Raw genomic sequence first — 20,048 nt, forward strand, 5'->3', positions numbered from 1 at the left:
TGAATGTCGAAATTGATCTATAACAAGGTATGTAAACCTTTTCATTTTAGTTGGAAAGCTAGAAATAAAGGTAATTAGAAACTAATGGTGGTGAACGAAATGACAAAAAAACTCCAAGGTATCCGCGCAATTGTAAACAAAGTAGTTCAAGCAACTGGTCAAGTTCGAAGGGGTCGAAATATTGACAAGTCAGGTCATGCAGCTTCATCAGGTGGTACATATGCATTCAAGGGCACAACTAACATCAGGCTTGAAAATCCAGTGAAATCCGTTGGTATGAAGTTATTTTTGATGTTCTTTATAAGCATTTTGTTCTTCGTTCTTACGGTTGGTATGATTTCGTACTCCGTTTCGAAGAATGTTATCAAGAACAAGGTATCTGATTCCAGTTTACAGACGGTCAAGCAAGCAGGTCAGAAGTTAGATTTTCTCTATCAAACGTTTGATGATATCTCTCTTCAAATCATGTTGAACAAAGAACTGCAGGATTTGTTGGATAAAGTTCCGAAATTGGAAGCTTCCTCCTATGAAGCACTTGATGTTACGCGTCAATTAACTGAGAAATTAAATGTGGTAACTTTTTCTAACAAATCAATTAAAACGCTTCATTTATACCGGCCAGATGGTAAACTGATTGTTATTACTGGCGTAGGTGGCGCTACCTTAACGGATAATTCAGCAGACACAGACTGGTTTAAACGTACCGTTGAAAATGGCGGGAAAGTGACATGGTTACCTAGTCAGGCTAAAGGATACTCGAGTAATTCGAATAATACGTTTGCGGTTAGCCGTCTGATGCGCAACACACTAACGAATTCGTCTACAGCGATTCTCGTCTTAGAACTAAGTACAGATACGTTGACGAAAGAGCTTAGCGGTATGTCATTAGGTGATGACAGTAATGTCATTATAACGACAGAAGATAATAAATATATTGCAGCGAAAGACATGAGTGTGGTTGGCAAGGAATCTCCGATTCAGTTGACGAAGGAACAGCAGGACGATAATAATGGATCCTTCATTACGAAGGATGATCACATGGTTGCTTTTTATAAATCAACCGTTTCGGGCTGGAACCTAGTTGGTGATATTCCTGTTAGTGCACTAGTCAAAGATGCGAAGAAAATTTTCAATTACACGCTTCTTATCGCGTTGTTTGCGGCCATAGCCGCAGTCATCATCGGGATTATCGTCGCTAGAATGATCGGAAGCCCGCTTATTAATCTGCGTAATCTGATGCAGCAAGGTGCCAAAGGTAAACTGACGGTTCGTGCCAATTACAAATCGCAAGATGAGATTGGCCAACTGGGCGCAAGCTTTGACGTGATGATGCAGCAAATTACGACGTTAGTGCAACAAACGAGTACATCGGCACAAGCTGTTTTTGAAACAGCACAGGAATTGACGAACTCCTCGCAGGTCACTGCAACAGCGGCAAGGGAAATCGCGGTTGCAACGGACGAGATCTCCAATGGGGCTGGCGGATTGGCCACGGAATCGGAGAAGGGGAACGAGTTAACTCATCACATTGGCATTCAAATGAAGCAAGTTATTGAAGCCAACTTGGAGATGGGAACTGCCGCAGCAGATGTACAAACGTCCAGTGAGCTTGGAACAAAGTACATGTCAGAACTTATCTCCAAAACGAATCTGACGGAAGAAATGATTCGTTCTATGGTAGACAAAGTAAATCGTTTGAAAGATAGCACGCGTTCGATTCGTAAAATTCTAGATGTATTGAACAATATGACCAAGCAAACGAATATCTTATCTTTGAATGCGACGATCGAAGCCGCACGTGCAGGCGCAGCCGGCAAAGGCTTCATGGTTGTTGCCGATGAAATTCGTAAATTGGCGGATCAGTCCAAACAATCGATTGAGGTTGTAGGTCAGATTACCGAAACGATTCAGCGCGAAATCGATGAAACGGTGAAGGTGCTTTCGACAGCAACACCAATCTTCCAAGAACAAATCTCGGCAGTTAAGGAAGCAGATACGATTTTCAAACAAGTGACGAGTCATATGGGCGGCTTCATTGAGCAATTGAGCACAGTCAGCGATTCCATCTCGACGCTTGAGCAATCGCAAGTCGTGCTTTCAGATGCGATGACGAATGTGAGCGCGGTTGCGGAGGAATCCCTTGCGACATCTGAGGAAGTTGCTTCACTGAGCTCTGAGCAATTGAGTATCAGCGATGGCTTAGTGAAATTATCGGACAAGCTAGATCTATTGTCCAAGTCACTGACAGATACATTATCTAAATTTGAAGTCTAATAGCTCTCTAGTATCCACTCTCCATTGGAGGGTGGATTTTTTTGTCTATGCTAAGGCTGGAGCGGTTTGCCGTGATACTAGATTGCCGATACTGGAAGGAGAGAGTTCATGTAAGAGATAAAGGGGTTCGTATAAATGAGAGAGAATCAATTATCTTCCGTAGAAAAACGCCGCATTTTTTTAATGCTTTTTTTGATTCTGCTCGCATTTCTAGGTATCGTGGGCAAATTGTTCTGGATACAAATCGCAGCAACGGAAAGTTATTCTTCCCGAGGAATTAATCTGGTGAAAAATTCCGTTATTCAGCGTCAGCGCGCGCTTGTCCTTGAGAGTGGGCGCGGCGAAATTGTCGACCGCAATCTAGCACCGATGACAGGGAAGATCGTGAATGCCTTGGTAGCTTTCCCGATTAATCGCGATTATGCGATGAATCAGCAGGATGCTAGCCAGTTAGTACACCTTTTGCAAACGAGTAAGGAGCAGTGGGCGTCATTTGCCAAAAATCTGAAGGAACCGCAGGTGTGGGGGACGCAAGATGGCGGGAAGCCGGTTCAACTGAACGATCAGCAGGTCAACGGGATTAATGGACTCGGTTTGTCGAATGTGAAGGTAGTCCAAATCGAGGATCGATATCCGATAGGGATGACAGCAAGGCAATTGATCGGTTTCATTGGGCAAAATCCAGACCGTGTGATGCAAATGTACAGCTCGGATTTGGAAAAAGGCAAAATGGAACTCACATCGAAGATCGGTGGAGCTGGATTAGAGAAGTCTTTCGATGCGTGGCTGCGCGGCGTTGGTGAAACGTCCATTTCCTATTTCACGGATGCTGGGAAAAGGCCATTAGCAGGCTTAGATGCCCGCATGATCGCCCCAGATAACTCGTTCTATCCAGTCAAGCTAGTTACTACGTTGGATAGTAGTGTTCAACAGCAAATTGAAGCGCTAATGGATAAATTAGGGATAGCCGAAGGCGCGGCGGTTGTGCAGGAGGCCGGAGACGGCGATGTGGTCGCGATGGCAAGCAGGCCGAATTACAATCCTTTACAAGTGGATCTGGCAAGCAACAGCTGGAGTAATTATGCTGTGAAAGCGACTGCTCCGGGATCTATCTTCAAAACCGTCGTAGCGGCTGCCGCACTTGATGAGAAAGTTGTGAGTCCGACAGAAACCTTTGACTGTAAAGGTGCACTTGGCAAATATGGATTTACGTGCTGGCTTAAATCAGGACATGGCCCATTAACCATGGAGGAAGGCTACGCACAATCATGTAATATCGTATTTGCTAATGTCATGCAACGCTTAACAGCCGCGCAATTAGAGACGTATGCGAACAAACTGGGTGTACTGAACGAAGTGGGATGGTCCGGGAAAACAGATATGAAAACAGTACTTCAACAATTTGACTCCGAAGAGACGGGGCAGCTCTTTGCGGCCCATACACCGGAGAATGATGAGGGAGTTCTGATGCAAACGGCAATTGGTCAAAGGGATGTCCGGATGACACCATTGCAAGCGTCCAATATGGTCGTGACGTTATTAAACGATGGTAAAGTCTACTCACCAAGGGTGGTCAAAGAAATTCGCTATCAAACGGGGCGTGAGATGGAGCAATTCCCGGTGAAAACCTTGTCCTCCGAAGCGGGCAAAATATCTGCAAAGACAAGCCAGACACTTCTTAACTGGATGAGGGAAGTTGTTACCGAAGGCACTGGGCAAAGCCTGAAAGGCGCAAAGTGGGCACTTGCGGGCAAATCAGGAACAGCGCAAATCCAAAATGGGAAGCAAGAGAAAGTAAATCAATGGTTTATTGGCTATGGTCCTGTGGAGTCCCCTCAATATGCGGTGTCTGTTGTTATCAAAAATAGGGGTCCTGCGGACAGTAACAAGGCTATTCCACTGTTTAAAGGGATCATGGATATTCTGGCAAGCCAGGGGTCAAAGGGGAGTAAATAAAATTTGTTGATGTATTTTCAGCGGTTTTCGCTTACAATGCTTTTGATAAATACTACATGTACACTCAGGAGACCTTGTAATGGCAACCCAACTTCCTACAACTTTAAGAATTCTGGATCGTTCTAGTGAAACAGAATCGAAACCTATTTTATATGCTTTTGCTCTAGAAGAATTGTTATGCCGTGCTATTGGGAAAACAGTGCCTCCGATTCTCCATATTTGGAGACATCCGAGAGCTTTCGTGATGGGGCTTAGAGACAGCAGACTTCCGCATGCGGCTATGGCGAATGAATGGCTGCAAAGTCAGGGATACGATACCGCGGTGCGTAATTCAGGAGGAGCGGCCGTTCCTCTCGATTTGGGCGTGGTTAACATATCCTTACTGCTGCCAAAAGAAGCAGGGGATATGGAACATCGCAAGGATTTCAATCTCATGGTCAGCCTCATCCGAGATGTCATGGCTCAGGTCACGGATCGGATTGATCAGGGAGAAATCCTAGGATCATTTTGCCCTGGGGAGTTTGACCTTAGTATCGGAGGACGCAAATTTTGCGGTATTGCACAGCGTAGACAACAGCATGCGATATCTGTTCAGGCTTTCCTCATTGTGGAAGGCCGTGGTGAGGAGAAGGCTGCGCTAGCCCGCGGCTTTTATGAACGAGCTGCACAGTCTGCCCCGGGGCACGATTATCCGGAAGTGGTTCAAGAAAGCATGTCTAGCTTATCCGAATGCTTGCAGCTTCCTTTAACAGCTGAACAGTTTGTAAATCAATTGCATGAAGTGATGCGCGGCAGAGGGATTGAGCTGGGGAGGGCAGCAGATATTGCTGGCTACCCCGAGGAATCGCAAATTCAGGATATGGTCGATCTTATGAAGTCACGGTACGGCCTATCCTAGCGTGTTAGCTTAGAAAATAATGAAGGGCGGCTGGCAGTTCCACTTGCCAAAAGCCCCATATATGTTTACCGGGTTTCTCTATATAGTGAAGCGCGGTATTTTTGTCTTGCAGAAATGTTTGTGTCAGCTGGTTTTCTCGCACAAAATCAAAGGTACCCCGCTCTGTTGTGACATCTGTTTCATCTAAACCGATTAGCATATAGATCTCTAACCAAGATAAGTCGTCTACTTGTTTAATCCGTTCGCGTGTGATGTCGAAAAATGCGCCAGACAAGGATATAACTCGGCAAAAAAGGCTAGGATAATCTAAGGCGAGATGCAAGGAAACCGTTCCCCCAAGTGAATCGCCTGCAAGGATGCGTTCCGTTCTGTCTGCGCGAATGGGGTAGCGGCTCTCTACATAAGGGAGAAGCTCCTCAGCAAAGAACTGACAGTAGCGATCATGACGTTCACCTTCAGGTGCGTATTCGGATGTCCGGTTTACGTTATTCACATCAACTCCGACAACAATGGCCGGTTCCAAATCTTCATCAAGGATTAAACGTGTAAGTGTAGTAGCAATACGGCCGAAATTAAAGAACTGTTCGCCATCTTGGCAATAAATGACGGGATAGGATAACAATTCATTATAACCGGGGGGGAGATAGATCCGAAGGGAGCGATTTTCTCCAAGCAGATCTGAGGTTACTTCATCTTTTACAATAGTACGCTGATACAAACGAGAGTCATCTGACATCGTAGATCTCCTTCATCTGAGGGGTAGGTGTATTATAGCAGTTGTTAATTCTTTGTAAACTGTATTATATATTATTGGGAACTGTACTATTCACTAACGACAAAAAGGGTGAGATTGCCCGTCGTTGCTGGTGTACAATTCACCAAAACAGGATTATAATAATACTATAACAGAAGTCCAGATAGTAGGCACCAAAATCATATAAGAGGTGAAATGGTATGAGTAAGCCACTTGTCAGCCAAACAAATTATGAAGTGACCACAGAAAAGGTTGAGCCATTACAGGTTCTTGCTCCAGACGGCACGGTTGTTAATCCCGATAAAATGCCTAAGCTTAGCGATGAACAATTAAAAGAATTAATGAGAAGAATGGTTTTCACACGCGTATGGGATGAAAGAGCAGTCAATCTAGGACGTCAAGGACGCCTTGGTTTCTATGCACCGGTTTCCGGTCAAGAAGCTTCCATGATTGGTAGCGAATTTGCCTTAAATAAAGATGATTTCATCTGCCCAGGTTACCGCGATATGCCACAATTGGTATGGCACGGTCTTCCGTTGTACCAAGCATTCTTGTACTCCCGCGGTCATCAACATGGCGGACAAATTCCGCAAGATGTCCACGTTCTTATGCCGCAAATCATTATCGGCGCACAAATTCTTCACGCAACAGGCGTTGCGATGGCTTTCAAGAAACGTAATCAACCGCGTGTAGCTATTACGTACACAGGTGACGGTGGTTCTTCCGAAGGCGATTTCTATGAAGGTATGAACTTTGCAGGCGCATTTAAGCTGCCTGTGATTTATTTCGTACAAAACAATGGTTACGCGATTACGACACCATATTCCAAACAAACAGGCGCACTTTCTGTTGCACATAAATCCGTTGCTGCCGGTATCAAAGGCGTGCAAGTAGACGGCATGGACGTACTAGCTGTCGTTCAAGCGGTAACTGAAGCTGCTGAAAGAGGACGCAGAGGCGAAGGCGCTACGTTGATCGAAGCGTTGACGTACCGTTTCCGTCCGCATTCCTTGGCCGATGATACAACGAAATATCGTACCAAAGATGAAGAGTCCGATTGGGAGCCAAGAGATCCATTAACGCGTATGCGTTTGTTCTTGACCAAAAAAGGCCTTTGGAGCGAAGAAGAAGAAGCTCAAGTGAAGGAAGAAGCGAAAGCTACTGTTGCTGAGCACATTAAGAAAGCAGAAGAAACAGAGAAAATGACAGTCGCTGGATTGATCGACTCCATGTTCGAAGTGACGCCTGCTCATTTAGAAGAACAAAAAGAATCGTTTAAATAGAGTTAGCTGACGAAACAAGTTTTTACAAAAGATTATGCTTACGGAGCGAGTTTTCTTTCGAAAACATTTAGGAGGCACAGAATAGTCATGGCACAAATGACAATGATTCAAGCGATAAAAGATGCAATGCGTGTAGAACTAGAACGAGATCCTAATGTTATTTTGTTCGGCGAAGACGTTGGTAATGTTGGTGGCGTGTTCCGTGCGACAGAAGGTTTGCAAAAAGAATTCGGCGAAGAGCGCGTATTCGATACGCCTCTTGCTGAGTCCGCTATCGGTGGACTTGCGGTTGGACTAGGCGTACAAGGCTTCCGCCCAATCGCTGAAATCCAATTCGTTGGATTCATCTACGAAGCGCTTGACCAAATTTGCGTGCAAGCAGCTCGTATGCGTTACCGTTCCGGCGGTCGTTATAACTCCCCAATCGTATTCCGTACGCCTTTTGGCGGCGGTGTTAAAGCGGCTGAGCTTCATACGGATGCGCTTGAAGGTTTACTTGTTCAAACACCAGGGATCAAAGTTGTTGTTCCTTCCAATCCTTACGATGCAAAAGGACTTCTCATTGCAGCGATTCGTGATAATGACCCTGTCTTCTTCATGGAGCATTTGAACTTATACCGTGCATTCCGCGGCGAAGTACCAGAAGGTGAATACACGGTTGAGCTAGGCAAAGCAAATGTTGTTAAAGAAGGTTCTGACGTTACGATTATTACTTACGGCGCTATGGTACACACTTCCATGAAAGCTGCTGAAGAGATCGAAAAAACAGAAGGTGTGAAAGTCGAAGTTATCGACCTTCGTACACTTCTTCCACTTGATATTGATACGATTGTGACATCGATTAAGAAAACAAACCGCGCGATTATCGTACAAGAAGCACAAAAAACATCCGGTGTAGCTGCAGAGGTTATTGCTCAAATTAATGAAAAAGCAATTCTTCATTTGGAAGCGCCAGTTCTGCGTATTACACCACCGGATACCGTATATCCATTCGCACAAATCGAAGATGCTTGGTTGCCAAGTCCAGCAAGTGTTATTGCCGGAATTAAGAAAGTACTCGAATTCTAATTCACACACAGTCGAAGGTAACAGGAGGTCGTACACGTGGCATTGTTTGAATACAAGTTCCCAGAGCTTGGTGAAGGCATACATGAAGGCGAGATCGTGAAAATGTTAGTTAAAGCGGGTGACACCGTAACTGACGAAACGATTCTTATGGAAGTACAGAACGATAAAGCGGTTGTTGAGGTTCCTTGTCCAGTAGAAGGCAAGATCGTCAGCGTTGCCGTAAAAGATGGACAAGTGTGCACAATTGGCGAGCTTGTGATGACGATTGAAGTGACAGGCGAGATGCCTGCGGCTTCGATGCATCAAGGTTCCAGCCACGCGGCTCCAGCCGTGGCTGTAGCAACACCACCTGCTGCTGCTCCTGCAGCAGTAGCAGCACCGGTAGCAGCGCCTGCGGCCGCTGTTGCAGCGGTAGCCGCGCCAACGGGAAGCGCGGGCCGTGAAGTGCTTGCAACGCCAAGCGTGCGCAAGCTGGCAAGAGAGAAAGGCATCACACTCGCAGAGGTGACGCCTACAGGGAAGCACGGCCGCGTAACACGCGAGGACGTGCTTGGCTTTACGGGAGCTGGCGTAGCCGCTCCAGCAGCAGACGCAGCGTCATCAGTAGCGTCTGAAACAACAACGGCACCTGCAGCAGCGTCGTCAGTGCAGGTCGTCACAGGCGATCGCGTCGAAGAACGCATTCCGTTCAAAGGCATTCGCAAAATCATTGCGAACGCCATGGTTAAATCCGTGTACACGGCTCCGCACGTGACATTGATGGATGAGATCGACGTGTCGGCACTTGTCGCTCTTCGCGAGCGTACGAAGCCGCTCGCAGAGAAAAAAGGCGTGAAATTGACGTACCTTCCTTTCATCGTGAAAGCATTGGTAGCGGCTTGTCGTCAATTCCCGGTCATGAACGCGATGATCGACGAAGAGAAGCAAGAAATCGTCTACAAAAAGTACTACAACATCGGAATTGCAACAGATACAGAAAACGGCTTGCTCGTTCCTGTTATCCATGATGCTGATCGTAAAAACGTATGGTCGATCGCTTCTTCGATCAAAGATTTGGCGCTTCGCGGACGCGATGGCAAATTGGCAGCGAATGAGTTGAAAGGCAGCACGATCTCCATCACGAACATTGGTTCCGTTGGCGGTATGTTCTTCACACCAGTTATCAACTTCCCTGAAGTTGCGATCCTAGGTGCAGGCCGTATCACTGAGAAGCCAGTTGTGAAAAACGGACAAATCGTTGCCGCACACGTTATGGCACTTTCCTTAAGCTTCGATCACCGTATCGTTGATGGTGCAACAGCACAAAGCTTCTTGAACTACATCAAACAGCTTCTGGCTGATCCAGAGCTTCTCGTCTTGGAGGTGTAACAGCATGGTAGTAGGAGATGCTTCTTTAGATATCGATTTGTTGGTTATCGGTGCAGGCCCTGGCGGTTACGTAGCTGCCATTCGTGCTGCTCAACTTGGCCAAAGCGTTCTTATTGTTGATAAAGACGCTTGGGGCGGCGTGTGTTTGAACCGCGGCTGTATCCCATCCAAAGCTTTGATTTCCGCTGCACACACGTATGAGCACGCTCAACATGCAGACAGCATCGGAATTTCCGTAGAGAACGTGAAAGTGGACTTTGCGAAAGTACAAGCTTGGAAAAACAGCATTGTTGCCAAACAAACAGGCGGCGTAAGCGGATTGCTCAAAGGCAACAAGATCCAAACGTTCCAAGGTGAAGCGATGTTCATTAACGAGCACGAAGCTCGTGTATTCAATGATGCGGAAGCACCGCGTTACCGCTTCAAGAACTGTATTATCGCAACAGGCTCCCGTCCAATCGAGTTGAAAGCTTTCCCTTATGGCGGAAGAATCATCTCTTCGACAGAAGCGTTGAACCTGCCAGAAATTCCGAAAAGCATGATCGTTATTGGCGGCGGCTATATCGGAATCGAGCTTGGTCAAACGTATGCGAAATTCGGTACGAAAGTGACTGTGTTGGAAGGCTCAGATTACGTGCTTCCAGGCTTCGAAAAAGAATTCACGAAGCTGGTTGCTAAGAATCTAGAGAAAGTTGGCGTTGAGGTTCATACCGAAGCGTTAGCGCAGTCCTGCACGAAAACAGACAACGATGTTACCGTTACTTTCACAGTTAAAGGCGAAGAAAAACAAGTCACGGCAGATTATGTTCTTGTAACTGTAGGTCGTCGTCCGAACACAGACGGTGAGCTTGGTCTTGATCTAATTAACTTGAAAATGACAGATCGCGGTCTGATCGAAGTCGATAACCAAGGTAGAACGAGCATTCCTCACATTTTCGCAATTGGTGATGTTGTTCCTGGTCTTTCCTTGGCACACAAAGCTTCTTATGAAGCTAAGGTGGCGGCTGAAGCGATTGCTGGTCATGCAAGCATCGTTGATTACAAAGCAATGCCTGCTGTTGTATTCTCCGATCCGGAGATTGCTGGCGTAGGACTAAGCGAAACAGAAGCAAAAGCGCAAGGAATTAACGTAACTATTGGTAAATTCCCTTACGCGGCTAACGGTCGTGCGAACTCTTTGAACGCTGCACAAGGCTTCGTGAAGCTTGTTGGTGACAAAGAAACAGGCCAATTGCTTGGCGGTCAAATCGTGGGCCCAGAAGCTTCTAACTTGATCGGTGAGCTTGCGCTTGCGGTTGAGATGGGTGCTAACTTGGAGGACATCGCATTAACGATTCATGCTCATCCAACTTTGACAGAAATGATCATGGATGCCGCTGAAGGCGCGCTTGGACACCCGATTCACCAATTGGGTAAATAATTTCCTTTCTTCATTAACGGTTAGTTACTACTACCTTTAGATAAAAGTCCCGAGAGTATGGCTGCAAAGCCGCTCTACGGGACTCTTTTCATTTTATGGGACGAGGTGAGGTTGAACGAAAATTGACGACTCGGAAGAGGTGCTCGTATAATTTGATGTGAGGGCATGCTACTATGTTGGGAGTGTTGAACTATGCATAAACCGATGGTAATTGGTCATCGCGGCGCGGCGGGAGAGGCACCAGAGAATACGATGGCGTCCTTCGCATTAGCTTTAAGGCAGGGAGCGCAAGCTATTGAACTAGATGTACATATAACGAAGGATGGCGAAATTGTCGTCTGTCATGATGGCACGTTAAACCGGACAACGAATGGCTCAGGACACATTTGCGAGCATAATTGGCAGGCCTTACAGCAGCTAGACGCAGGAAGTTGGTTCTCAGAGGAGTTCACTGGAGAGCGCATTCCTCTTTTAAGCGAAGTATTTGATCTTGTGCCTCGCGGTATGCTCATCAACGTGGAAGTTAAACATGCGTATAAGGGACGAATGGAACAGGCATTAATCGCTTTTTTAAGGGCGGCAAATCGGTATGAAGATGTGGTTGTTTCTTCTTTTGATCATAAAGTCATTAAACGGTTAAAAAAGGCAGAGCCCAAGATTCAAGTAGGCCTATTATACAATGCGAATCTAATCGACCACCCCGGTTATGCGAAGAAAATGGGAGTAGACATCTGTTCCTTACATCCCCATCATCAATGTATGGAGCCTAGGGATATTGCTGCCGCAGTAGCCGCAGGTCTTCAAGTTTATCCATACACGGTGAATGAGTTAATCGATTATCAACGCTTGATTGAAGCGGGAGTTTCTGGCATTATTACTGATTTTCCAGGCCGATTGAGCACGTATCTAAATAAATAGCTTTAATGAAGTAGACCGATGCATCTAACATGCTGAGGTCTCTTTCTCATGCCTAAGATAGGGGCAAATTTCCAGTTAAATGCACTCGTCCTCTGTGGACGGCGTAGCCGTTTCTTTTATTATGCATACAATGTACTAGTAAATGAGATGCCTATAGGGGGAATTCCCGTGATCAAATGGATGTTCGTTACGCTAGTAAAGCTTTTACTTCCGTGCTTGCGTCTATTTGTGCTCGCTGCTTTCAAGGTGAGAGTGACAGGCTTGGATAAGCTGAATGTCATGGGAAAAACGGTGCTGATTCCGAATCACGTCTCCTTATTGGATGCGATGCTGCTTGCTTTTATTTTGCCAAAAGATGCGGCATTTGTTGTTAACACGGACATCGCAAAGCGGTTTGCATGGGCACTAATATTCCGCGCGCATATCGCAGTAGATCCAACGAATCCCTACGCTGTTCGTAAAATGCTGAAGGCGATACAACAGGGAACGCCGCTTGTTATTTTTCCAGAGGGACGAATTACGACGACTGGCGGCATGATGAAAATATACGGCGGCATCGGCTATCTTGCCCTGAGAGCTCAGGCGCGAATCGTGCCTGTTGCTATTCAAGGACTGGAACATTCGAAGTTCTCGTATCTCAAGGGTAAAATCAAACAAAGGTGGTTCCCACCTGTGAAGATCGCTTTTGGGGATGCTTTTCAAGTGCCGGCGGGGAAAGAACAGTTCTCTAAGCGGGTGCAAAAAGAGCAGGCCACGCATGCGATCCGTACGCAGCTGCTCCGACATCTGCTGGAAAGCCGGCTACAGCCTGAGATGAACTTATTCAATGAGTTACTCGGGGCAGCTCGAAAGCACGGTCTCTCGACGGTCATTTGTGAAGATGTGATGAGCCAGTCTTCCTATACGTATCGGAAACTGCTGCAATCTAGCTATACGATGACTATCCGGCTGCAGGAGCTTCTGCAAGGCCATAGGCGAGTAGCTGTATTGTTGCCTAACGCGGTTGGACATGTGATTACGTTATTTGCCCTGTATCGTTTAGGGGTGACACCGGCAATTTTGAACTATTCGGCGGGTAGACAGGCAATGCTGGATGCTTGTGAAACAGCGGAAGTAAAATCGGTGATTACGTCTCGGATGTTTATTGAGAAGGCGGGGCTTTCGGATTTTATCAGTGGAGTAAGTGGGTTAATTACAGTCCTCTATTTGGAAGATGTGAAGGAATCGCTATCTGTTGCCTATAAAGTGAAGGGCTTGATTCATTTCTGGCTGAAAAAGAAAGGACCTGTGGGTCCGGGGCTGAATGAGATTGTCCTATTTACCTCGGGAAGTGAGAGTAAGCCCAAAGGCGTCGTTCTGACGCACCGAAATGTTAGTGCTAATATCATGCAAGCGAAGCTAGCGATTGCTTTTAATAGCTCGGATCGTGTGTTGGGCAGTATGCCGATGTTTCATTCGTTTGGATTGACGGCAGGGACGATGCTTCCGATTTTGACAGGCATGAAGTTGGTGCTGTATCCGAATCCGCTGCATTATAAAGTTATTCCAGAGCTTGTTTATGATCGGAACATCACCATTTTGTTCGGGACATCGACTTTTTTGGCAGCGTATGGGAGATCAGCTCATCCTTATGATTTTGCCCATTCGTTGAAATATGTGGTTGCAGGTGCAGAACGTCTGAAGGACGAAGTCCGGCAATTGTGGCTGGATAAGTTTGGGATTCGAATTTTGGAAGGGTACGGGACGACAGAAACGTCGCCTGTTATTTCGTTGAATACACCGATGTATGCCAAAAAAGGTTCCGTGGGCCAACTGCTGCCAGGCATCGATGCGATTGTGGAAGAGGTGGAAGGCATTTCGACAGGCGGACATTTGCTTGTACGGGGGGCGAATGTGATGAGCGGCTATTTGATTCATAGTCAGGGATTCATGCCTTCACCCGAATGGTATCCCACAGGGGATATCGTTAACTTGGATGAGCAGGGATATTTGTTTATTCAAGCGCGATTGCAGTCTTTTGCCAAAATAGGAGGAGAAAAAGTATCCCTTACGATGGTGGAAGGACTTGTAGCGCCTATCTTGATTGCGCCAGCGGTATGTGCAGCGGTTCAAATACCGGATCGCCGTAAAGGTGAGCGAATCATCGTATTTCATACCAGTAAGACCAGTTCTATGGAAGCGCTTCGCGATGTGATGCGAAAAGAAGGGCAACCCGCAATCTACTTGCCTTCCGAGCTTCGGTATGTGGAGAAATTGCCGATCCTGGGAAGCGGGAAGATTGATTATGTGACACTCAAACAATGGGCGCTGCAGGAGAAAAATGAGGATGGAGAAACACCCCCAGCTTAGACTGTGGGTGTTTGGTATGAATGATTGCGTTTGCAATTATGTCGAGCGAATTACGGATAAAGCGGCGGGGATAAGCTCGATGTGAAGAGGTGTGGAACCAGCATACTCGCCATCCGCTTGAACGAGCAAGGGCTTTTCTGTTCGGATCGAAATGTTCTTGCCTTTATAAAAGGAGACGGCAGGATGCTTCGTATGTTTACCTTGATAGACGGTGAAAAGAACAGGTAATAGTCGAAAGCGGCCTTTACTTTGAATAACGACAACGTCTGCCAAGCCATCATGGGGACTAGCTGTAGGGCAAATTTGAATAGATCCCCCATAGAAAGGAATATTGGCCACGGCCGCTAACCACATATGTGGAAGTTCATAGGTGGTACCGTCCACTTCTAACCATGCTGTGGAAGGTTGATAGGTTACGAACACACGGAGAATGGAAATGAAATAGGAAAGTCCTCCAAGTCCAAAGCGGTTTAGAAACTTTTTGTAGGAGGCTTCGTTAGTGATTTTGGCAACCATGCCGTCAAATCCAGCGCCGATGCTATTCACAGCGACTTGATTATGTATCGCATGCAAAAGATCAATTTGCACGGTGGTTGTAGCAGCTAGCGCAATTTGAAGCGCTTTGATGGGCTGCGTTGGGATGCCATAGGCTTTGGCAAAATCGTTGCCTGTCCCTGCGGGAATAACCGCAAGTGCGCAGGTGACCCCTTCGGTATGAAGTTGCCAAATGCCGCCGGCTGCTTCATGAATGGTACCGTCGCCGCCAATGACAAGGATGCGTTTGACATGATGCTCTTGGATAAGTGTGATTGCGTGCTGTGCAGCCTCTCCGGCTTTTGTTGTTATTTTAGCTAGATAAGCGATATGGTGAGTATGCAGGTATTCCTTGATTTCCATCCAGATGTTAGATCCTCTGCCATTGCCTGAAAGTGGGTTCACAATTATTCCGAATATTTCCATAGTGGATGTCACTTGCCTTTTCTGTTGAATTGGACGTTTGTAGTAGGTGAAATGATAGATGGTAAAAGGCATGTGACGATTTTTATCTTTACATCAGAGGCACTGTTTTGTAAAATAAACCATAGGTAAATTAATTTACCCGATGTTAGTTTTTGTTACATAAGAAATGGTTCGTGATGTAGACTCGGGGGGAGAATGGGAAACTTTGAAATTCAAAGCGAAATTGAATATGAGCAGCAAGCGTACGATGGCACTACCGAATGTCAATCTGTCCATCCTTCGGAATCTTAAGTTGCGTTTTAAATTATTGTTGATGAATGCGATTGCAATCCTGTTCTTATTGATTGTTGGGATTACTGGCTATCATTATATGGACAAGATGTCTAGTAACTCTACTAGAATGTACGAGGAAAGTCTGCTTTCTGTCAAATGGATTAATCAATTAAAAACCAATTTCACGGAAGTAGAATCGAATTTGCTCGAAATGATGTTGTCTACGGATGTGAAATATAAGACAAAGCTTAAAGCGAACTTAGAGCAAGCTAAGACACTTAATCAAGATTTGGTTGGAAAAATCTCGAGTATTGCATTAACACAAGAAGAATCAGAAGATTTCAAAAGCTTTGAGGATCTCAATGTGAAATATCGCGAAGTAGTTGATAAAGCGATTGAATCTGCGACGCAAAATAATCAAGTGGCCTATCAAGTATATAACAATGAGGTATCTCCACAAGGGGATAAAACGATAGAGGCTTTGGACAAGCTCGTTGCGCTCAAAGAATCTGCTGCTGAGCAATTCCAGCAATCGAGCAGCTCCGATTCCAAGACTTCACATGTGGTTATTATTCTAACCATTCTGATTGCGATCATTGTGATGACGATCAGTGCGTTAGCCTTGAATATGATTATAACGACACCTATTCGTAAATTACAGGAGCATATGGAGAAGGCGGCTGGCGGGGATTTGGCCGTAAAAGGGGACTATCCTTTCGATGATGAGGTCGGCAAATTAACGAGTTCCTTTAATGTGATGACCGAGAGTTTAAGGAATTTAGTGTTGCAAATTGCGGATAATGCAGTGACGTTATCAGCGAGTTCCGAAGAGCTGCTAGCAAGCTCTGAGCAAAGCTCCATGGCTGCTAGACAGGTTGCTTCTTCAAGCCAACAGCTTTCGGAAGATTTTGATAAACAATTTGCTGGCGTGAACCAAGCGAATGAGGCTGTAGGTCTGATGTTGACGAGTACAAGACAGATTGATGCGTCAGCGCAACATGTAGCTGAACTTGTGAATCAAGCCACGCAAGCTGCGCAGAATGGGAAGCAATCTGTCGTATCCATCGCAGGGCAAATGTCCGAAATCTCAGATGCGGTTCATGATGCTCATGGTGTGATCGAAGATTTGGGTAAAAATGCACATAAAATCGGACAAATCGTCAATGTCATTAACGAGATTTCGACTCAGACGAATCTCCTATCGTTGAACGCTGCGATTGAAGCGGCACGTGCAGGTGAAGCGGGCCGCGGCTTTGCGGTCGTCGCGGGCGAAGTGCGTAAGCTTGCGGAACAGTCGTCCACGTCCGCGCGGAACATCACGGATCTGGTGTCCACGATCCAAAGGCAGATCAACGAAGCTGTAAGCTCCATGCACACAGGTGCAGGAAAAGTAAAAGCTGGCTTGACCATATCCGCGGAAGCGCAAGAATCGTTCGTTCACATCGAGACGTCTGTCGAGAAAGTGAACGCCAAGGTGGAAGATGTGAATCAGAATATTCACCATCTGGTGGATGCGAACTTGCGCATCGAGCAAGTGATGCGGATTGTGAGCTCGGTCTCGGAGACGGGCATTTCCGTTAGTCAGGAGACATCTGCTGCGAGTCAGCAGCAAATGTCGACGACGGAGGAAATCGAGAATTCGGCCAAGGCGTTGGCCGGACTTGCGGAAGAACTGCAAATTTCCTTGCAGAAATTTAAGGTGTAGAAGAGGACCCGCGGGCATGTGCCTGCGGGTTTTTGGTTTTTGTGGGCTGGTAGAGCTGTCGTATCTGCTCGAAGGAAGGTCGAGTTCTGAAGCTGGAGAAGTTTCAAACACACAAACTCCCAATCCCAATCCTAATCCCGAACCCCGAACCCCGAACCCCGAACCCCGAACCCCGAACCCCGAACCCCGAACCCCGAACCCCGAACCCCGAACCCCGAACCCCGAACCCCGAACCCCGAACCCCGAACCCCGAACCCCGAACCCCGAACCCCGAACCCCGAACCCCGAACCCCGAACCCCGAACCCCGAACCCCGAACCCCGAACCCCGAACCCCGAACCCCGAACCCCGAACCCCGAACCCCGAACCCCGAACCCCGAACCCCGAACCCCGAACCCCGAACCCCGAACCCCGAACCCCGAACCCCGAACCCCGAACCCCGAACCCCGAACCCCGAACCCCGAACCCCGAACCCCGAACCCCGAACCCCGAACCCCGAACCCCGAACCCCGAACCCCGAACCCCGAACCCCGAACCCCGAACCCCGAACCCCGAACCCCGAACCCCGAACCCCGAACCCCGAACCCCGAACCCCGAACCCCGAACCCCGAACCCCGAACCCCGAACCCCGAACCCCGAACCCCGAACCCCGAACCCCGAACCCCGAACCCCGAACCCCGAACCCCGAACCCCGAACCCCGAACCCCGAACCCCGAACCCCGAACCCCGAACCCCGAACCCCGAACCCCGAACCCCGAACCCCGAACCCCGAACCCCGAACCCCGAACCCCGAACCCCGAACCCCGAACCCCGAACCCCGAACCCCGAACCCCGAACCCCGAACCCCGAACCCCGAACCCCGAACCCCGAACCCCGAACCCCGAACCCCGAACCCCGAACCCCGAACCCCGAACCCCGAACCCCGAACCCCGAACCCCGAACCCCGAACCCCGAACCCCGAACCCCGAACCCCGAACCCCGAACCCCGAACCCCGAACCCGAATCCCCAAAACTCGAACACTTCAAAACATCGATCACTGGCATGTAGACCTTCAGTCCGTGGTCTTTCCGTGCACCACTGGCTTGTACACCGTCCCGCATAACACCCGGCTCCCAGTCATCGATGACTAATTCTGGTTTAGTCTGATATCTCCGAATTAAATGGGTGATTCCATCTCAAAAAAGGCGAATAGTCAGCTTCTGTCGAACTAATTCCTCATATTTCGTAGCTGTTAGCTAGTTTGGTCAGTTTAGTTCGGCATTTTAGGACTAATCAAACAATACTGCTGCTACAGTGAAATTAGTTCGGTGTTTTCGGACTAGTAAGTGGCCCGGTCGGGTGGGCTCGGAAACCGAGGCTAAGGTGAATGCCTCAGTCGGGTAGGCTCGGAAACCGAGGCTAAGGTGAATGCCTCGGTCGGGTAGGCTCGGAAACCGAGGCTAAGGTGAATGCCTCGGTCGGGTAGGCTCGGAAACCGAGGCTAAGGTGAATGCCTCGGTCGGGTAGGCTCGGAATCCGAGGCTAAGATGAGTGGCTCTGACGGATAGGCTCGGAATCCGAGGCTAAGTTGAATGGCCCGGTCGGTTAGGCACGGAAACCAAACCTAAGTTGAATGCCCCCGTCGAGTAAACTCGGAAACCGAGCTTAGAGTGAAGAAACTATGGAATATGCCTCGTATATCACTCGCGTATTGACATATATCTACTATGGTTATATAATATACAGATTGATTGAAATGAAAACATATAAACACTTCATATTTAGCCTCATTTACCCCACACGAACGATTAGCGAGAAGAAAGTAACCCCCTCTCCTTGTTTGTTTTTCTCCCAATGCGCAGTCCATCAGCTCATTTATGGTAAACCCGAGGCAACGTAAGTGTTTCGGCAGTAAGTGTTTGTAACGCAATTCGCACTGGCGCGGTCATTGGAGCCGCAAGGATGGAAGAGAGGTAGGGCTTTCATTGTTTTGATTCCAACACATGAATTACGCAATTTCATAGAGATCAATTGAATTCAAATCGTTTTCGTGCAGTCAAGTGCGAGAACGATTTTTTGCTATGCAGTCATGTCTTGTCTTTGCTATGCAGTCATGTCTTGTCTTTGCTATACAAGTTATGCCTTACCTTCGCATGTCTTTATGCATCACGTCGTTCTTTTGCAACATTGTGACAGAAATCGTCAATTCACTGGTGAAACCAGTCTACATCCTTTACAATAAAAACAAATCAACCAAAGGTTTGTTAAATACAATTAAGCTCCCTATAGTTCGTCCGATTAAGCTCCCTATTGATCGTACCATTAAGCTCCCTAAGTGGAGCTACTACCTATCGAAATGAGGCTCAACCCGATGAGCGAACATCGCTTCGAACTCCGTGCATCCTGGTCTGGCGGCTTAGATGGCACGGGCCATATTCAAGCTGGTAACCTAACAACACCCATTTCAGTTCCGCGTGAATTGAATGGTCCTGGTACCGGATCCAATCCAGAAGAAATGCTGCTAGGCGCCGCGGCAACCTGCTATATCATCACACTCGGCACGCTGCTCCAGAGAGCCGAAATTATTTCACTCGAGCTGCATTCCCACATCTACGTCGAAGACAAGCCAACGATGAAAGTAAACGCCATTACGCATCACCCCCTCATCATCATGCCGCCTCATACTTCCCAAGACCAATTGGATAAAATAAGCAAAGCCGCCCATCGTGCGGAGCAGACTTGCATGATTAGCAAAGCATTACGAGGTAATGTGAATGTGAGCGTTGAACCCGATATTCGAGTCTTAGGTACTTAGATAATTCCAAGGAAGAAGGAGAGCGGCA

General features: G+C 47.4%; 13 protein-coding genes. 11 read left to right on the forward strand and 2 right to left on the reverse strand.

What is annotated here, in order from left to right; translation table 11 throughout:
* Nucleotides 1-99: 99 nt before the first annotated feature.
* The 3 genes from A8709_RS08290 (at nucleotide 100) to A8709_RS08300 (ending at nucleotide 5,128) form a co-directional block, all read left to right on the forward strand.
* Nucleotides 100-2,274: a methyl-accepting chemotaxis protein gene (locus tag A8709_RS08290; protein ID WP_141692464.1), complete on the forward strand. Its 2,175-nt coding sequence runs from the start codon at nucleotides 100-102 to the stop codon at nucleotides 2,272-2,274.
* Between the two features lie 135 nt (nucleotides 2,275-2,409).
* Nucleotides 2,410-4,230, forward strand: a complete 1,821-nt coding sequence (locus tag A8709_RS08295) for a peptidoglycan D,D-transpeptidase FtsI family protein (RefSeq protein ID WP_065851880.1) — start codon at nucleotides 2,410-2,412, stop codon at nucleotides 4,228-4,230.
* Between the two features lie 79 nt (nucleotides 4,231-4,309).
* Complete coding sequence (locus A8709_RS08300) at nucleotides 4,310-5,128, forward strand: lipoate--protein ligase family protein (RefSeq protein WP_065851882.1); 819 nt, start codon at nucleotides 4,310-4,312, stop codon at nucleotides 5,126-5,128.
* Nucleotides 5,129-5,132: 4 nt separating this feature from the next.
* On the opposite strand, the gene A8709_RS08305 is transcribed toward A8709_RS08300, so the two are convergent.
* On the reverse strand, nucleotides 5,133-5,864 hold the full coding sequence (locus A8709_RS08305) for an alpha/beta hydrolase (protein ID WP_065851883.1): 732 nt from the start codon (nucleotides 5,862-5,864) through the stop codon (nucleotides 5,133-5,135).
* A 218-nt stretch (nucleotides 5,865-6,082) separates the two neighbouring features.
* On the opposite strand from A8709_RS08305, the gene pdhA reads away from it, so the two are divergent.
* The 6 genes from pdhA (at nucleotide 6,083) to A8709_RS08335 (ending at nucleotide 14,288) form a co-directional block, all read left to right on the forward strand.
* Entirely contained in the window at nucleotides 6,083-7,165 is a 1,083-nt protein-coding gene (gene pdhA, locus A8709_RS08310; protein ID WP_065851885.1) for a pyruvate dehydrogenase (acetyl-transferring) E1 component subunit alpha, read from the forward strand.
* Between the two features lie 87 nt (nucleotides 7,166-7,252).
* Nucleotides 7,253-8,233 (forward strand): alpha-ketoacid dehydrogenase subunit beta, encoded by a 981-nt coding sequence (locus tag A8709_RS08315; protein ID WP_028555735.1) that lies wholly within the window; start codon nucleotides 7,253-7,255, stop codon nucleotides 8,231-8,233.
* Nucleotides 8,234-8,269: 36 nt separating this feature from the next.
* On the forward strand, nucleotides 8,270-9,601 hold the full coding sequence (locus A8709_RS08320) for a dihydrolipoamide acetyltransferase family protein (RefSeq protein ID WP_065851886.1): 1,332 nt from the start codon (nucleotides 8,270-8,272) through the stop codon (nucleotides 9,599-9,601).
* Between the two features lie 4 nt (nucleotides 9,602-9,605).
* Nucleotides 9,606-11,021: a dihydrolipoyl dehydrogenase gene (gene lpdA, locus A8709_RS08325; RefSeq protein WP_065851888.1), complete on the forward strand. Its 1,416-nt coding sequence runs from the start codon at nucleotides 9,606-9,608 to the stop codon at nucleotides 11,019-11,021.
* 192 nt (nucleotides 11,022-11,213) lie between these two features.
* The gene (locus tag A8709_RS08330) at nucleotides 11,214-11,939 is read left to right on the forward strand and encodes a glycerophosphodiester phosphodiesterase (protein ID WP_065851890.1); all 726 of its coding nucleotides are present in this window, start codon (nucleotides 11,214-11,216) and stop codon (nucleotides 11,937-11,939) included.
* 180 nt (nucleotides 11,940-12,119) lie between these two features.
* A complete protein-coding gene (locus tag A8709_RS08335; RefSeq protein WP_065852607.1) occupies nucleotides 12,120-14,288 on the forward strand; it encodes an AMP-binding protein in 2,169 nt (722 codons plus the stop codon).
* Nucleotides 14,289-14,324: 36 nt separating this feature from the next.
* Here the strand turns inward: A8709_RS08335 and A8709_RS08340 are convergent, their stop codons facing one another.
* The gene (locus A8709_RS08340) at nucleotides 14,325-15,320 is read right to left on the reverse strand and encodes a diacylglycerol/lipid kinase family protein (RefSeq protein WP_084224752.1); all 996 of its coding nucleotides are present in this window, start codon (nucleotides 15,318-15,320) and stop codon (nucleotides 14,325-14,327) included.
* A 157-nt stretch (nucleotides 15,321-15,477) separates the two neighbouring features.
* Here A8709_RS08340 and A8709_RS08345 point away from each other — a divergent pair, with 157 nt between their 5' ends.
* Nucleotides 15,478-17,226: a methyl-accepting chemotaxis protein gene (locus tag A8709_RS08345; RefSeq protein WP_208607658.1), complete on the forward strand. Its 1,749-nt coding sequence runs from the start codon at nucleotides 15,478-15,480 to the stop codon at nucleotides 17,224-17,226.
* Nucleotides 17,227-19,576: 2,350 nt separating this feature from the next.
* The gene (locus tag A8709_RS08355) at nucleotides 19,577-20,020 is read left to right on the forward strand and encodes an OsmC family protein (protein WP_065851894.1); all 444 of its coding nucleotides are present in this window, start codon (nucleotides 19,577-19,579) and stop codon (nucleotides 20,018-20,020) included.
* Nucleotides 20,021-20,048: the final 28 nt, after the last annotated feature.

It is taken from the genome of Paenibacillus pectinilyticus (assembly GCF_001700435.1).
GTDB lineage: Bacteria > Bacillota > Bacilli > Paenibacillales > NBRC-103111 > Paenibacillus_E > Paenibacillus_E pectinilyticus.

Bases quoted from the DNA above. Each gene is read 5' to 3' on its own strand.
- A8709_RS08290 (WP_141692464.1), top strand. From the start codon at position 100: ATGACAAAAAAACTCCAAGGTATCCGCGCAATTGTAAACAAAGTAGTT.
- A8709_RS08295 (WP_065851880.1), top strand. From the start codon at position 2,410: ATGAGAGAGAATCAATTATCTTCCGTAGAAAAACGCCGCATTTTTTTA.
- A8709_RS08300 (WP_065851882.1), top strand. From the start codon at position 4,310: ATGGCAACCCAACTTCCTACAACTTTAAGAATTCTGGATCGTTCTAGT.
- A8709_RS08305 (WP_065851883.1), bottom strand. From the start codon at position 5,864: ATGTCAGATGACTCTCGTTTGTATCAGCGTACTATTGTAAAAGATGAA.
- pdhA (WP_065851885.1), top strand. From the start codon at position 6,083: ATGAGTAAGCCACTTGTCAGCCAAACAAATTATGAAGTGACCACAGAA.
- A8709_RS08315 (WP_028555735.1), top strand. From the start codon at position 7,253: ATGGCACAAATGACAATGATTCAAGCGATAAAAGATGCAATGCGTGTA.
- lpdA (WP_065851888.1), top strand. From the start codon at position 9,606: ATGGTAGTAGGAGATGCTTCTTTAGATATCGATTTGTTGGTTATCGGT.
- A8709_RS08330 (WP_065851890.1), top strand. From the start codon at position 11,214: ATGCATAAACCGATGGTAATTGGTCATCGCGGCGCGGCGGGAGAGGCA.
- A8709_RS08335 (WP_065852607.1), top strand. From the start codon at position 12,120: ATGTTCGTTACGCTAGTAAAGCTTTTACTTCCGTGCTTGCGTCTATTT.
- A8709_RS08340 (WP_084224752.1), bottom strand. From the start codon at position 15,320: ATGCCTTTTACCATCTATCATTTCACCTACTACAAACGTCCAATTCAA.
- A8709_RS08345 (WP_208607658.1), top strand. From the start codon at position 15,478: ATGAGCAGCAAGCGTACGATGGCACTACCGAATGTCAATCTGTCCATC.
- A8709_RS08355 (WP_065851894.1), top strand. From the start codon at position 19,577: ATGAGCGAACATCGCTTCGAACTCCGTGCATCCTGGTCTGGCGGCTTA.